General features: G+C 57.2%; 12 protein-coding genes. 11 read left to right on the top strand and 1 reads right to left on the bottom strand.

Going from position 1 to position 14,294, the window contains the following annotated elements:
• Positions 1 to 2,010 (top strand): ABC transporter ATP-binding protein, encoded by a 2,010-nt coding sequence (locus PEL8287_RS12225; protein ID WP_085892702.1) that lies wholly within the window; start codon positions 1 to 3, stop codon positions 2,008 to 2,010.
• A gap of 125 nt (positions 2,011 to 2,135) precedes the next feature.
• On the opposite strand, the gene PEL8287_RS12220 is transcribed toward PEL8287_RS12225, so the two are convergent.
• On the bottom strand, positions 2,136 to 2,897 hold the full coding sequence (locus PEL8287_RS12220; RefSeq protein ID WP_085892701.1) for a DeoR/GlpR family DNA-binding transcription regulator: 762 nt from the start codon (positions 2,895 to 2,897) through the stop codon (positions 2,136 to 2,138).
• A 288-nt stretch (positions 2,898 to 3,185) separates the two neighbouring features.
• Here PEL8287_RS12220 and glpD point away from each other — a divergent pair, with 288 nt between their 5' ends.
• The 10 genes from glpD (at position 3,186) to PEL8287_RS12170 (ending at position 14,270) form a co-directional block, all read left to right on the top strand.
• A complete protein-coding gene (gene glpD, locus PEL8287_RS12215; RefSeq protein WP_085892933.1) occupies positions 3,186 to 4,814 on the top strand; it encodes a glycerol-3-phosphate dehydrogenase in 1,629 nt (542 codons plus the stop codon).
• Positions 4,815 to 4,830: 16 nt separating this feature from the next.
• The gene (locus tag PEL8287_RS12210; RefSeq protein ID WP_085892700.1) at positions 4,831 to 5,919 is read left to right on the top strand and encodes an ABC transporter ATP-binding protein; all 1,089 of its coding nucleotides are present in this window, start codon (positions 4,831 to 4,833) and stop codon (positions 5,917 to 5,919) included.
• An 11-nt stretch (positions 5,920 to 5,930) separates the two neighbouring features.
• On the top strand, positions 5,931 to 7,007 hold the full coding sequence (locus PEL8287_RS12205; protein ID WP_085892699.1) for an ABC transporter ATP-binding protein: 1,077 nt from the start codon (positions 5,931 to 5,933) through the stop codon (positions 7,005 to 7,007).
• Positions 7,007 to 7,876 carry a carbohydrate ABC transporter permease gene (locus PEL8287_RS12200; RefSeq protein ID WP_085892697.1) on the top strand — a complete coding sequence of 290 codons (870 nt, stop codon included), beginning with the start codon at positions 7,007 to 7,009 and terminating at the stop codon, positions 7,874 to 7,876. The genes PEL8287_RS12205 and PEL8287_RS12200 overlap by 1 nt, the downstream gene beginning before the upstream one ends.
• 3 nt (positions 7,877 to 7,879) lie before the next feature.
• Positions 7,880 to 8,728 carry a carbohydrate ABC transporter permease gene (locus tag PEL8287_RS12195; RefSeq protein WP_085892696.1) on the top strand — a complete coding sequence of 283 codons (849 nt, stop codon included), beginning with the start codon at positions 7,880 to 7,882 and terminating at the stop codon, positions 8,726 to 8,728.
• Between the two features lie 22 nt (positions 8,729 to 8,750).
• Positions 8,751 to 9,239 carry a hypothetical protein gene (locus PEL8287_RS12190; RefSeq protein WP_085892695.1) on the top strand — a complete coding sequence of 163 codons (489 nt, stop codon included), beginning with the start codon at positions 8,751 to 8,753 and terminating at the stop codon, positions 9,237 to 9,239.
• Complete coding sequence (locus PEL8287_RS12185; protein ID WP_085892694.1) at positions 9,239 to 9,511, top strand: DUF2160 domain-containing protein; 273 nt, start codon at positions 9,239 to 9,241, stop codon at positions 9,509 to 9,511. Before PEL8287_RS12190 ends, PEL8287_RS12185 begins: the two co-directional genes overlap by 1 nt.
• A gap of 80 nt (positions 9,512 to 9,591) precedes the next feature.
• Positions 9,592 to 11,310 carry an ABC transporter substrate-binding protein gene (locus tag PEL8287_RS12180; protein ID WP_085892693.1) on the top strand — a complete coding sequence of 573 codons (1,719 nt, stop codon included), beginning with the start codon at positions 9,592 to 9,594 and terminating at the stop codon, positions 11,308 to 11,310.
• A gap of 63 nt (positions 11,311 to 11,373) precedes the next feature.
• Entirely contained in the window at positions 11,374 to 12,861 is a 1,488-nt protein-coding gene (gene glpK / locus PEL8287_RS12175; protein WP_085892691.1) for a glycerol kinase GlpK, read from the top strand.
• A 182-nt stretch (positions 12,862 to 13,043) separates the two neighbouring features.
• Positions 13,044 to 14,270, top strand: coding sequence for a glycosyltransferase (locus PEL8287_RS12170; protein ID WP_085892690.1), 1,227 nt, complete (start codon positions 13,044 to 13,046; stop codon positions 14,268 to 14,270).
• Positions 14,271 to 14,294 lie beyond the last annotated feature (24 nt).

The raw sequence follows: 14,294 nt of genomic DNA, 5'->3' as shown, positions 1-14,294 counted from the left end.
ATGGCCGAGCCTGCGCTGATTGATATCCGCAACCTGACAGTAGGCTTCAGGGCCAGATCAGGCGCACTGCTGCCGGTGCTGCGCAACGTCGACCTGCAGGTCTGTCGCGGTGAAAGTCTGGGCATTGTCGGCGAAAGCGGCTCGGGCAAAAGCACGCTGGCGCTGGCTGCGATGGGCTTTCTCAAGCGTGGATTGCAGCGGATGGGTGGGCAGGTTCTGTTCAACGGCGATGACATGTTCGACCGCACCCGCAAGCAGCTTGAGGCCATCCGCGGCGGGCAACTGGGTGTGGTGCCGCAGAACTCGGGCCAGTCGCTGACGCCGACCTTGCGTATCGGGACTCAGATGCGCGAGGCGTTGCGCCTTCATTGCACTCTACCAGAGGCCGAGCATGAGGCCCGCGTAATCAACCTTTTATCGCAGGTACGCCTGCCTGACCCGTCGACAATTATGCAGCGTTATCCACATGAATTGTCCGGTGGACAGCAGCAGCGGGTGGCGATCGCAATGGCCCTGGCCGGAGAGCCTGATGCGCTGTTGCTGGACGAGCCGACTACAGGTCTTGATGTCACCACACAGGCCCATATCCTTGAGCTGCTGCGCGAGCTGGCCCGAACGCGGAACATGGCCATGGTCTATGTCAGCCACGATTTGGGGGTAATTGCCCGGGTCTGCGAAAAGGTGCAGGTTCTTTATGCTGGCGAGGTGGTACTGGAGGGGCCAACGCGACATGTGTTGACTGACCCGCTGCACCCGTACGCACGCGGGTTGCTGGCCTCTATCCCACGGTTGGGGGAGACCCATCTGCCCGTCGCGCTGGACGGGCGCCCACCGACCCCGGGCAAAACCGGATCAGGTTGCGCCTTTGCGCCGCGCTGCGTGCTGGCGAACGATCAGTGCCGCAGCAAACGTCCACCGCTGATCACAAGCGCCCATGGCGAAGTGACCCGCTGTTTTTATCCCGAAAAGACGGGGCAGATTGCGACCATCGGGTCGGGTACCGACCCGGTGCACCATGATGCCTGCGGCGACACCGCATTGACGCTCAGGGATCTGTCGATCAGCTATGCCCGTTCTGGCCTGATCGAACGGCTGTTTCCACCGGCTGTTCCCACGGTGCCCACGGTTGATGGGATCTCCATCATCCTGGCCAAAGGCGAAACCCTGGGGTTGGTGGGTGAATCCGGCAGCGGAAAATCCACCATCCTGAAATCTATCGCCGGGCTTTTACCGCCCTCGGGCGGGCAAATCCTGATGGGAGCGGACACACCTCTGACACCCAATGTCGAACGCCGTCGCCCGGATCAACTGCGTTGCATTCAGATGGTTTTTCAGAATCCTGACGAAAGCCTTAATCCCCGTCAGTCGGTGCTTGAAATTCTGTCCCAGCCGCTGCGGCTTTATTTCAATCTGCGCGGCCGGGCGCTGCAGGATCGCGCGGTGGAATTGCTGGAAACCGTCCGCCTTGGTTCGCATTACCTTGACCGGCGTCCCGAGCAATTGTCGGGTGGTGAAAAACAACGCGTCGCTGTGGCCCGCGCCTTTGCCGCCAATCCCGAGATTGTTCTGTGTGACGAGATTACTTCGGCGCTTGATGTCTCGGTGCAGGCGGCGGTGCTGGAACTGCTCAACGACCTGAAGAAATCCATGGATACCACCTATATCTTTGTCAGCCATGACCTGACGGTGGTGCGCGCGCTGTCCGATCGGGTAGCGGTGCTATATCAGGGCCGCATCTGCGAAGTTGGCCCGGCGGCGGCCGTCTATGGCAGTCCATCGCACCCCTATACCGATATCCTGCTGAACGCAGTGCTGGAGCCTGACCCAGACGTTGCGCCAAAGCTTATGGCCGAAGATGTAGTTGAGTTGGCACCGCCCGCCTGCGGCTGTCCCTTCCAACGCCGCTGTCCACGCAAACTGGATTCCGTCTGTGAAACGGACACACCGCCCTCACAGACAGGTGCGGACGGCCATGTGGTCCGATGTCATATTCCACTGAACGAGCTGTAAGACCAATTCGGTAGCTTTACTCAAAGCCCGTGCTTTTTAAACCGTATCTCAACAAGGCCGCCATTGGTCATGATTTTGGCTATAGCTATTCTTTGCTTGCCGCGCATAGCCAAGCCCGTAGGCATTCAGCCTGTGACATGAACAGAGGTGTCCCAGGCAGAACAACTTTCGGACAGGGCAGCAGGTAACGGCCGGTCTGTGAAGAACTGGTCGATGTCGCGCAGTGAGCCGATACGCATCGGTGCAGAGCGTTGAAATTTCGAATGATCAGCAACCAGAAACGTAGAACGGGAGCATTGTAGCAATTTCTGGCTGACCACTACCTCCTGAATGTCGAAATCCAGCAGATCGCCGTCGTCGTCCAAAGCCGAGCAGCCCAGGATTGCGTAGTCGAATTTGAAATTCTCGATATTGCGTGCGGTCAGGTTGCCGACCAGCCCGTTATCGGCCCGGCGCAGTGCGCCACCGGCGACGACGATGTCGCATTCCTTGTTGGCCAACAGGATTTGGGCCACGTTCATGTTATTGGTCATAACCATCAGATTGCGGTGATCCAGCAGTTCATGAGCGACGGCCTCGGTTGTGGTGCCGATATCAAGAAACAGCGAGGCCCCATCTGGGATGGCCCGCGCGCAGGCGCGCGCAATGGCCGCCTTGCCTGCCTCATTCAGGCGGCGGCGTTCGTCGTAGAGAATGTTGGTCACGCCCGAGGGCAGGATGGCGCCGCCATGGACGCGCTCAAGTTTGCCGGCGTTGGCAAGTTCAGTTAGGTCGCGGCGGATGGTCTGAACGGTCACGTCGAACCGCTCAGCCAGATCTTCGACCGTGACCTTGCCCTCGGCGCGGGCGATTTCAAGGATGTCGGGCTGTCGGAAAGTCTGGGACATAGGGCGGGTCCTGCCTGATAATTGTTCGATTATGTTCGTTTTTGCGGTTTGCGCAAGGGCAGCGCCAAAATTTCCTGGATGGGTCCAATAATCGAGTGTTTTAATTAAAGTGTGGGCGATTTGGCCAATTAATTATGGAAAGGTTTACAGTGCTCGCTCCCGGCTCACTTGGATTAAAAGGAGAATTCCAGTTGGAAAGCACGTTTTCGAGGGAAATCGAAATGAAACGAACATTCTATTATTGACGATACATACGGAATCATGGTTCGTTTGGTGGCATATCTGACAATGGGGGCGGTGTCGGTGCCTACGCCAAAGGCTACACATACGGTCGATCTGTTTGTGATCGGCGGCGGGATCAACGGCTGTGGGATTGCGCGCGATGCTGCAGGTCGTGGGCTGAGCGTGGAATTGGCCGAGATGAACGATCTGGCCTCGGCGACCTCATCCGCGTCAACCAAGCTGTTTCATGGTGGGCTGCGTTATCTGGAGTATTTCGAAATGCGGTTGGTGCGCGAGGCGCTGATCGAGCGCGAGACCCTGTTGCGCGCAATGCCGCATATCAGTTGGCCTATGCGATTTGTTCTGCCTTATCATAAGGATATGCGGTTTGAAGGGGAAACACCGACGTCAAAGCTGCTGAGTGTGATCATGCCATGGACCCGCGGGCGACGCCCGGCCTGGCTGATCCGGCTGGGGTTGTTTTTGTATGACCATCTGGGCGGGCGCAAGATTTTGCCGGCGACCAGCACGGTTGATCTGACGATGGCCCCTGAGGGCAAGCCGCTAAAGGATAAATACCGCAAGGCGTATGAATATTCCGACTGCTGGATTGAAGACAGCCGTCTGGTCGCGCTGAACGCCCGCGATGCCGAGGCCCGTGGCGCTGTTATCAATACCCGCACCAAGGTTGTGTCCGCCGAGCGTGACGGCGCGTTGTGGCAGATCGTGCTGGAGGATCAGGACACAGCGCAACTGCGCAAGGTCCACGCCCGGGCGCTGGTCAATGCCGGCGGTCCATGGGTTGAAAACGTGATCCGCAACACCGTGCGGGTAAACGCCACCGAAGGTGTGCGGCTGGTTCGGGGTAGCCATATTGTGACCCGCAAGTTGTTTGATCACGGCAAGTGTTATTTCTTTCAGGGGCAGGATGGACGGATCATTTTCGCCATTCCCTATGAGACGGATTTCACCCTGATCGGCACCACGGATTCCGATCACGAGGACCCGAATGCCAAACCTGAATGCACGCCCCAAGAGGCCGACTATCTGTGCAACTTCGCCTCGGAATATTTTCGGAAACCGGTGACCAGGGAAGATATTATCTGGACCTATTCCGGAGTGCGGCCACTTTATGATGACGGGGCCACATCGGCCACGGCGGCGACGCGGGATTATGTGCTGAAGCTGGAAACATCAGGCCCTGCGCCGCTGTTGAATGTCTTTGGAGGCAAGATCACCACCTATCGCAAACTGGCCGAGGCCGCGATGGCCAGGCTGGCGCCGTATTTCGATAAGCCGGATGGGCAATGGACAGCGGGCGTGGCATTGCCGGGCGGGGATTTCGCAGTTGACGGCGTGGCGACACTTGTTGACAACTTGCAGGAGAATTATGCGTTCCTGGATGATTTCTGGGCCAAGCGACTGGTGCGTGCCTATGGCACTGACGCCGCGGTAATTCTGGGGGGGGCCAAAAGCGCGGAGGACCTGGGGCAATCGTTCGGCGCTACGCTTACAGAGCGCGAGATCGACTGGCTGATGGACAAAGAATATGCGCGCCGTGCCGAGGATGTGGTCTGGCGCCGCTCTAAGCTGGGTTTGCGGATGAGCAAAGCCGAGATTGAAGCGCTGGATGTGTGGATGACGAAACACAAGGGCGGCGGGCCGGTGGATTTATCCACGGCTATGCCGACATGAGGGAGAGGGCAGTCAGATGACGCTGACACTGGAGGGGGTTTCAAAGGTGGTCAACGGACGGGTACATATCCATCCCACCGACCTGACCCTTGAAAACGGTACGATGAATGTGCTGCTAGGGCCGACGCTGTCTGGCAAGACCTCGATCATGCGGCTGATGGCGGGCCTGGATGCGCCGACCAAGGGCCGGATTTTGTGGAACGGGCAGGACGTGACGGGGATGCGCGTGCAGGACCGCAAGGTGGCGATGGTGTATCAGCAGTTCATCAACTATCCGTCGATGACGGTTTATGACAACATCGCCTCGCCGCTAAAGCTGATGGGCAAGTCGCGCGACGAGATTGACGCGGCGGTGAAGAAATCCGCAGACCTGATGCAGTTGACGCCGATGCTACACCGCAAACCGCTGGAGTTATCCGGCGGACAGCAACAGCGCTGCGCCCTGGCGCGTGCGCTTGTAAAGGATGCCGGGCTTGTGCTGCTGGACGAGCCGCTGGCCAATCTGGATTACAAGCTTCGCGAAGAACTGCGGATCGAAATCCCCAAGATATTCGAAGAGGCGGGCAGCATCTTTGTTTATGCAACCACTGAGCCGGAAGAGGCGTTGTTGTTGGGTGGTAATACAGCGACGTTATGGGAGGGCCGGGTCACGCAGTTCGGCCTGACGCCGCAGGTGTACCGGCAACCGGTGGATGCCACAACAGCGCGGGTGTTCAGCGATCCGCCGATGAATTTCCTGAAAGTCGCCAAGATCGGGAACAAATTGATGTTCGATGGCGGGCAGAATGCGCCGGCAACCGGCGTGCTGGCGGACCTGCCCGATGGCCGCTACGCTGCCGGGTTCCGGCCCAATCACCTTGAAATCGGAAAGCACACATCCGAGGCGGTGGTGTTTACCACTCGGCTGATGGTGACCGAGCTGACCGGATCAGAGACATTTGTACATCTTGATCATCAGGGCGAACGTTGGGTCGGGCTGATCCACGGTGTGCACGACCTGAAACTGGGGGAGGATCTGGAGGTCTATCTGGACCCTGCGCATGTTTATATTTTCGGCGAAGACGGTGGGCTGATTGCGCCCGCAGCCTATGCTTTGGCGGCTTAAGGGGCAGGAGAATGGCAAAGATAACGCTTGATAATCTGGCGCATTCCTATCTGCCCAATCCAGCATCAGAGGATGATTTTGCGCTGAAGGAACTGAACCACGATTGGGTGGACGGTGAGGCCTATGCGCTACTGGGGTCGTCGGGGTGCGGCAAGTCGACATTGCTGAACATCATTTCGGGGCTTTTGCATCCCAGCCAGGGGCGAATTCTGTTTAATGATGTGGATGTGACCCATGCGCCGACGGCCGAACGGAACATTGCGCAAGTATTCCAGTTTCCGGTGGTCTACGACACTATGACCGTGCGCCAGAACCTGGCGTTCCCCCTGCAAAATCGCGGGGCAGATGCGGGCTATGTGGCGGCGCGCGTGCAAGAGATTGCCCGGATGATAGGCATGGAAGAGACACTTGACCGCAAGGCGCGCGGGCTGACTGCGGATGCCAAGCAGAAGATCAGTTTGGGGCGCGGCATGGTGCGTGAGGATGTAAATGCGCTGCTGTTCGACGAACCGCTGACGGTGATCGACCCGCATATGAAATGGGAGTTGCGCACGCAGCTGAAATCGCTTCACCACCAGTTTGGCCATACGATGATTTATGTCACCCACGACCAGACTGAGGCGCTGACTTTTGCCGACAAGGTGGTTGTGATGTTTGACGGTCGTGTGGTGCAGATTGGCACGCCGCAGGAATTGTTTGAGCGGCCCGAACATACCTTTGTCGGCTATTTTATCGGCAGTCCCGGCATGAATGTGATCCCGGCGCAGGTCGAGGGCAACCGGGCCATTGTCAGCGGCTCACAGGTGCCGCTGGCGCAGACGTATGGCAAGCTTGATGGTAAGGTTGAGATCGGCGTGCGGCCTGAATTTGTAAGGCTGTCCGAGGATGAAGGCCTGCCGGTTAAAATCCGCCGGATTGAGGACGTAGGCCGCCACAAGATCGTGCGGGCCGATTTTTACGGAAGCGAGATCAACATCATAGTAGAAGAGGGCGCGCAAATCGGCCCTGACATGAACCGGGTCAATTTTGATCCGGCGCATGTGAATGTCTATGCCAATGACTGGCGTGTGCAGGGGGAGGCCGCGTGATGGAAAAAACTGTTAACCAAAAAGCGTGGTTTCTGGTGCTGCCGGTTCTGTTGCTTGTGGCGTTTTCGGCGGTGATTCCGTTGATGACCGTGGTCAACTATTCAGTGCAGGACACGTTCGGCAACAATCAGTTCTTCTGGGCCGGGCTGGAATGGTTCAGTGAGCTGCTGGACAGCGACCGGATGTGGGATGCCCTGGGTCGTCAGATGGCGTTTTCGGCGATCATTCTGGCGATTGAAGTGCCTTTGGGAATATTTGTGGCGCTGAATATGCCCAAGAAAGGCTTTTGGGCGTCGCTCTGTCTGGTATTGATGTCGCTGCCGCTGCTGATCCCGTGGAACGTGGTGGGCACGATCTGGCAGATTTTCGGTCGGGTGGATATCGGCCTGTTGGGCTATACGCTGGACAAGCTGGGAATTTCCTACAACTACACGCAGGATTTCTTTGCCGCCTGGGCCACGTTGATTGTGATGGACGTGTGGCACTGGACGTCGCTGGTGGCCTTGCTGGCCTATGCGGGGCTGCAATCTATTCCCGACGCCTATTATCAGGCGGCCAAGATTGATCAGGCAAGCCGCTGGAAAGTATTTCGTTTCATCGAATTACCCAAGATGATGGGCGTGCTGATGATCGCCATTCTGCTGCGGTTCATGGACAGTTTCATGATTTACACCGAGCCGTTTGTTGTCACCGGTGGCGGGCCTGGCAATGCCACGACATTCCTGTCGATTGATCTGGTGAAAATGGCGCTTGGTCAGTTTGATCTGGGCCCTGCGGCGGCGTTCTCGATCATGTATTTTCTGGTGATCCTGTTGATTTCCTGGGTGTTCTATACCGTAATGACCAACCTTGATAAGCGGGAGGGCTGAGGCATGACTGATGTGACTGCAAGCCAATCTGCCCGCCGTAAGGCAATACCGAAAGTGAATGGCAAAGCGGTGGTGATGGCGTTCTATCTGCTGTTTCTGATGCTGCCGATTTACTGGCTGGTAAACATGAGCCTGAAGACCAATGAAGAGATCCTGAACGTCTTTACCCTGTGGCCGCGCGATCTGACATTTGCCAATTATGCGACCATTCTGACCGATGCCAGTTGGTACATGGGGTACGTAAACTCATTAATCTACGTGGTGGTCAATACGGTGATTTCGATCACCGTGGCCCTGCCTGCTGCCTATGCGTTCAGCCGCTATCACTTTATGGGCGACAAGCACCTGTTTTTCTGGCTGCTGACCAACCGGATGGCGCCGCCTGCGGTGTTCGCGCTGCCGTTCTTTCAGCTGTATTCGTCGGTGGGCTTGTTTGACACGCATATCGCCGTGGCCCTTGCGCATTGCCTGTTCAACGTGCCGTTGGCGGTATGGATTCTGGAAGGGTTCATGCGCGGCGTGCCGAAAGAGATCGACGAGACCGCCTATATCGACGGCTATAGTTTCGGGCGGTTTTTCATCAAGATTTTCATGCCGCTGATTGCATCAGGAGTAGGGGTTGCGGCGTTCTTCTGCTTTATGTTCTCATGGGTGGAACTGCTGTTGAGCCGGACGCTCACAAGCGTCGATGCCAAGCCGATTGCGGCCACGATGACACGGACGGTTTCCGCCAGCGGCCTTGATTGGGGCGTTCTGGCAGCGGCGGGTGTGCTGACCATCGTACCGGGGGCCTTGGTGATCTATTTCGTGCGGAATTATATTGCCAAGGGCTTTGCCCTGGGGAGGGTGTGAATTGAGGGAAGGTCTGCACTAAATGGATGTGATCGCAGTATACGGCGCGGTGCTTTCTACTTTCTTGGCGATAGTAGGTCTATGGAATTGGTGGATGCGAGAGATATATCTGACAGTCCATGGAATACACCAATTTGAGAATTGGTTGGGATCAGATGCTTTTGCTTTCGCAATTGCCAACTCAGGTAGGCGCGCAACAATTGTGAGAAAAGTAAAAGTGGAGTTCTTCGAAGGAAAAGGTGCCTCAACAGGGAAGCTTGGTGAAGCGATTTTTGATCACTCAACACGATTCAACCCGGCAACTAAAGATGTACCCGTCGACGGAAAGCCAAACACAAGTAAACGGGAACCCAATGTAATTCAGCCCGGTGACGAAATTCACGGAATGGCACACCCTATTAGTGAGTATCGACCCGACAAGCACTGGATTAAAGTTACGGCATTAGCGCGAGGGACAAATAGAGAGTTCTCCCATTGGATTGTTCCGCAAAAAAGAAAGGAGAAAGAGTAATGGCCTGGATGGCATGGACCTTACCCACAGCAATCTTCTTCGTAGTGATCGCCTGTCTGCTGATCACCTTCACGATCCTCGCGATCAAGTTCCCCGAGACGCCGCGCGTGGGTGTGCTCAGGATTGAAACGACGCGGGGGGATCGTCTGTTTATTACGCTTTTGGGCTCGGCCTTTATCAATCTGGCCTGGCTTGGAATTGTCGGTGCGAACCAGCCGTTCGCGCTGATTGTCTGTCTGATCTACGCCGCAGCGGTGTTTCGCTGGGTGTGATTGGCAATGCACGACCTTCGGGCGGCAAAGGCGCGGCCCGGAGCACATAATCAAAGAAGTTCGATTAGGGAGGAACCAAAATGAACTTTCGACTGACAACCTCAACCGCGCTGGCAGCGCTGGCCCTGGCGGCCGGTCCTGCGCTGGCGGATATGGAGAGCGCGAAGGCGTTTCTCGATAGCGAGATCGGAGACCTGTCGACGCTGAGCCGTGCCGATCAGGAAGCCGAAATGCAATGGTTTGTCGACGCTGCCAAACCTATGGCGGGCATGGAGATCAAGGTGGTATCGGAAACCATTGATACCCATTCCTATGAATCCAAGGTTCTGGCCCCGGCCTTTACCGCGATTACCGGCATCAAGATCACCCATGACCTGATTGGCGAAGGCGACGTGGTTGAAAAGCTGCAAACCCAGATGCAATCGGGCGAAAACATCTATGACGCCTATATCAACGACTCTGACCTCATTGGCACCCACTGGCGCTATCAGCAGGCGCGCAACCTGACCGACTGGATGGCGGGCGAGGGGGCGGATGTGACCAACCCCAATCTCGACCTTCAGGATTTTATCGGGCTGTCGTTTACCACCGGCCCCGATGGCAAGGTCTATCAGCTTCCCGACCAGCAATTCGCGAACCTTTATTGGTTCCGTTACGACTGGTTCAACGACGACAAGAACAAGGCGGATTTCAAGGCCAAGTATGGCTATGATCTGGGTGTTCCGGTCAACTGGTCCGCCTATGAGGATATCGCAGAATTTTTCACCGGGCGCGATCTGAGCCATTTGGGTGTTGAAGGCGAAGTCTTTGGCAACATGGATTACGGCAAGAAAGACCCAAGCCTTGGCTGGCGCTATACCGACGCGTGGATGTCCATGGCCGGCATGGGCGATAAAGGCGAGCCCAATGGCCTGCCGGTCGATGAATGGGGCATTCGGGTGAATGACAATTCGCAGCCCGTGGGCTCTTGCGTGGCGCGCGGCGGGGCAACCAATGGCCCGGCGGCGGTTTATGCCGTGACCAAGGCGATTGAGTGGCTGCAGAAATACTCACCGCCCGCCGCACAGGGCATGACATTCTCAGAGGCCGGGCCAATTCCGGCGCAGGGGAATGTGGCGCAGCAGATGTTCTGGTACACCGCGTTCACGGCGGCCACGGTCAAACCTGACCTGCCGGTGATGAACGAGGACGGCACGCCCAAGTGGCGTATGGCCCCCAGCCCGCACGGGGTATACTGGAGTGAGGGTACCAAGATTGGCTACCAGGATGCAGGATCCTGGACGCTGATGAAATCGACGCCGGTGGACCGGGCCAAGGCGGCCTGGCTTTATGCACAGTTCATCACCTCGAAAACTGTGGATGTGAAGAAAAGCCACGTTGGCCTGACCTTCATCCGCGAGTCGACCATTCAGCATGACAGCTTTACCGAGCGTGCCGACAAGCTGGGTGGTCTGGTCGAGTTCTACCGCTCACCCGCCCGCGTACAGTGGTCGCCCACGGGGACCAACGTGCCGGATTATCCCAAACTGGCGCAGTTGTGGTGGCAGAACATCGGTGATGCGATGTCAGGTGCCAAGACACCGCAAGAAGCGCTGGATAGCCTGTGTGCCGATCAGGAAAAGGTGCTGAGCCGTCTGGAACGTGCTGGCGTGCAGGGTGAGTTTGGCCCCAAACTGAACGATGAGATGGACCCCGAGCATTGGCTGAGCCAGCCCGGATCGCCCAAGGCCAAGCTGGCCAACGAGGACGAAGAGCCGGTCACCGTGGCCTATGACGAGCTGATCAAGTCCTGGCAGTAAGCGTTGCTCCTGTCATCCCCGGGCCTAGCCCGGGGATGACGTCTTTTAAAAGGGACCAAACCCATGACTCATATCCTGGCCATTGATCAGGGCACCACCTCAAGCCGGGCCATTCTGTTTGACGCAAAGATGCGGCTGGTGGCTACGGCGCAGGAAGAGTTCCGCCAGCATTTCCCCGATTCAGGTTGGGTTGAGCATGTGGCAAAGGATTTGTGGACGACCACGGTGGATACCTGTCGCGCGGTAATTGAAAAGGCGGGCCTAAGTGCTGCGGATGTGGCCGCGATCGGCATTACCAATCAGCGCGAAACCACGGTTGTCTGGGATCGTACCACCGGCGAGGCGGTGCATAATGCGATTGTCTGGCAGGATCGGCGCACAGCCAATTACTGCCGCAGCCTGCGGGAGGCCGGACACGAGCCGATGGTCAGCAACCGCACAGGCCTGCTGCTGGACCCGTATTTTTCGGGCACAAAACTGCGTTGGGTGCTGGAAAATGTCGACGGGGCGCGGGCAAGGGCGGAAAATGGCGATTTGCTGTTCGGTACAGTCGACAGCTATCTGATCTGGAAACTGACGGGCGGCCGGGTGCATGCCACTGATGCTACAAATGCGGCGCGCACGTTGCTGTATGATATTCGCAAAGGGCGGTGGAGTCAGACGATCTGTGACCTGCTGGAAATCCCGATCCGGATGTTGCCCGAAGTACGCAACAGCGCCGATGATTTTGGCATGGCAAGTGCCGATCTGTTGGGCCGCGAGGTGCCTATCCGCGGGGTGGCGGGCGATCAGCAGGCGGCGACGGTGGGACAGGCTTGTTTTCAACCAGGTATGCTGAAATCGACCTATGGCACTGGGTGCTTTGCGCTGCTCAATACCGGGGATACGCCGGTGACGTCCAAAAACCGGTTGCTGACGACAATCGCCTATCAGCTGGACGGCAAACCGACCTATGCGCTGGAAGGATCGATCTTTGTGGCCGGGGCGGTAGTGCAATGGCTGCGCGACGGATTGAAAATCATCGGGGGCGCGGGCGAGACGCAACCGCTGGCCGAAAGCGTCGATCCGTCGCAGAACGTGGTTCTGGTGCCGGCTTTTACCGGTCTTGGCGCCCCATATTGGAATGCAGATTGCCGTGGCGCGATGTTTGGCCTGACCCGCAATTCGCGCCCCGAGGAATTTGCCCGTGCTGCACTGGAAAGCGTGGGCTTTCAGACCCGCGATCTGCTGGAAGCTATGCGCGACGACTGGGCCGGTCATGGTGCTGAGGCGGTACTGCGGGTGGATGGCGGCATGAGTGCCAGCGATTGGACGATGCAGTTTTTGTCTGACATCATTGATGCGCCTGTGGATCGGCCGAAGGTTCTGGAAACCACGGCGCTTGGGGCGGCGTGGCTGGCCGGGATGCGGATTGGACTATACCCCCAAGCGGACGAATTCGCCCAAACCTGGGCCTTGGAAAAGCAATTCACGCCGGCGATGGACAGGGCCGAACGCAAGCGCAAATACGATGCCTGGAAAAGGGCGGTGGCGGCGACGCTGACGTTCTGAGTGCTGATTTGAACCCGTGCTTGGCAGCCTGTGTTTTAGAGTGATTTAACAAACGTTTGCTAGTTATTGGCATTTCTCACGAAAGATTTGGGCAACTGTCTGGCGCAACACCTTGTTGTGAAAGGCTTTGGGCGTTACGTATCGAAGTGCGGTGTCAATACGGCGCTGTATAGGGAGCCCCGATGTCAGATCCTGTTTCGGTCATTGTCCCCGCCCGCGACGAGGCGGCCACGATCCGCAAGGTGGTTGAAACCTTGTTGGGAATGGACAGCGTGACCGAAGTGATCGTTGTTGACAACGGATCATCAGATGACACCGGGCGCATCGCACTGGCTGCAGGCGCGCGTGTTGTCGCTGAATCCACCCCGGGCATGGGCCACGCGGCCAAAGCAGGATTTGCCGCCGCCAGCCACAATTGGGTAATGAAGGTCGATGCCGATCTGGACAAGTTTGATACCCGTCTGTTCGCGCGCATGTCCGAGGCGCGTACCAGTGGTGTTGGCCTGGTCAAAGGCGCCTGGAACGACCCCAAAGACAATATGCCAATGACCCGTTTGCTGGTGATGCCGGCGATCCGGCAGATGTTCCCGTATTTGGGCAAGCTGCGCGCCCCGAATTCGGGGATTTATCTATTTGACCAGTCCCTGATCGCCATTGAGGAGATGACGGGCGACTATGCGGTTGATCTGGATGTTATGCTGCGGGTGCACGCGTCGGGCGCCGAGGTGGTCGAGGTTGATATCGGCCGGATCGTACACGATTCCCGGGACATTCAGCATTACAACAATATGGCCGAGATAATCATGGGCTTCTTTCTGGAGCAGCATGAAAAACAGATTTTGAAGGAAACCGTGGTGCTGGCACAGACGGCAGAGCAGGTGATCTGCAACAGTCTTGGCGTTTTGGCGGCACGTTCAAAATATGGTGCTGTTGTAACGGTGTTTCTGGCGCAATACGACACCGATAGCGCACGCGTTCTGAGCAATGCCCTTTCACCCTTTCCAACGGCGTCTGTGCAATCCCTGGACAAGGCGGGCGGCTTCAAACCCCGGCATGTTCCGGCGGATTTGCGCGTCATTGCGTCCTACCCCGTGGTCAACGAAGAGGGCCCGATAAATGAAGCCCTGCGGATCGCGCAGGCATTTGGAAGGCCCGAGCATGATCTTTTTCTGATGCCGAACAGGCCGGAACGTGTTGTGGTCGATGGTTTCAAAGCGGACATGGCAATTGAGACCGGCAGTGGTTCACGGATCAAGGCACAGATGCTTGAAAAGATTGCAGCTGAAATAGGCGCTGCGAGCAAAGAGCAGAGCCCACGAGAATTGTTTCAGAGCTACCAGTCGTTGCCTGATGCGCTAAAATCGCAACTCTTGCCCGCATCTAACTGCGCCGACGCCGGGAATATGTAATCCCGACTTTCGTTTACCTGGCCC

It is taken from the genome of Roseovarius litorisediminis (genome assembly GCF_900172295.1).
Taxonomy (GTDB): Bacteria; Pseudomonadota; Alphaproteobacteria; order Rhodobacterales; family Rhodobacteraceae; genus Roseovarius; species Roseovarius litorisediminis.
This window is presented reverse-complemented; position numbering and strand designations above follow the sequence as displayed.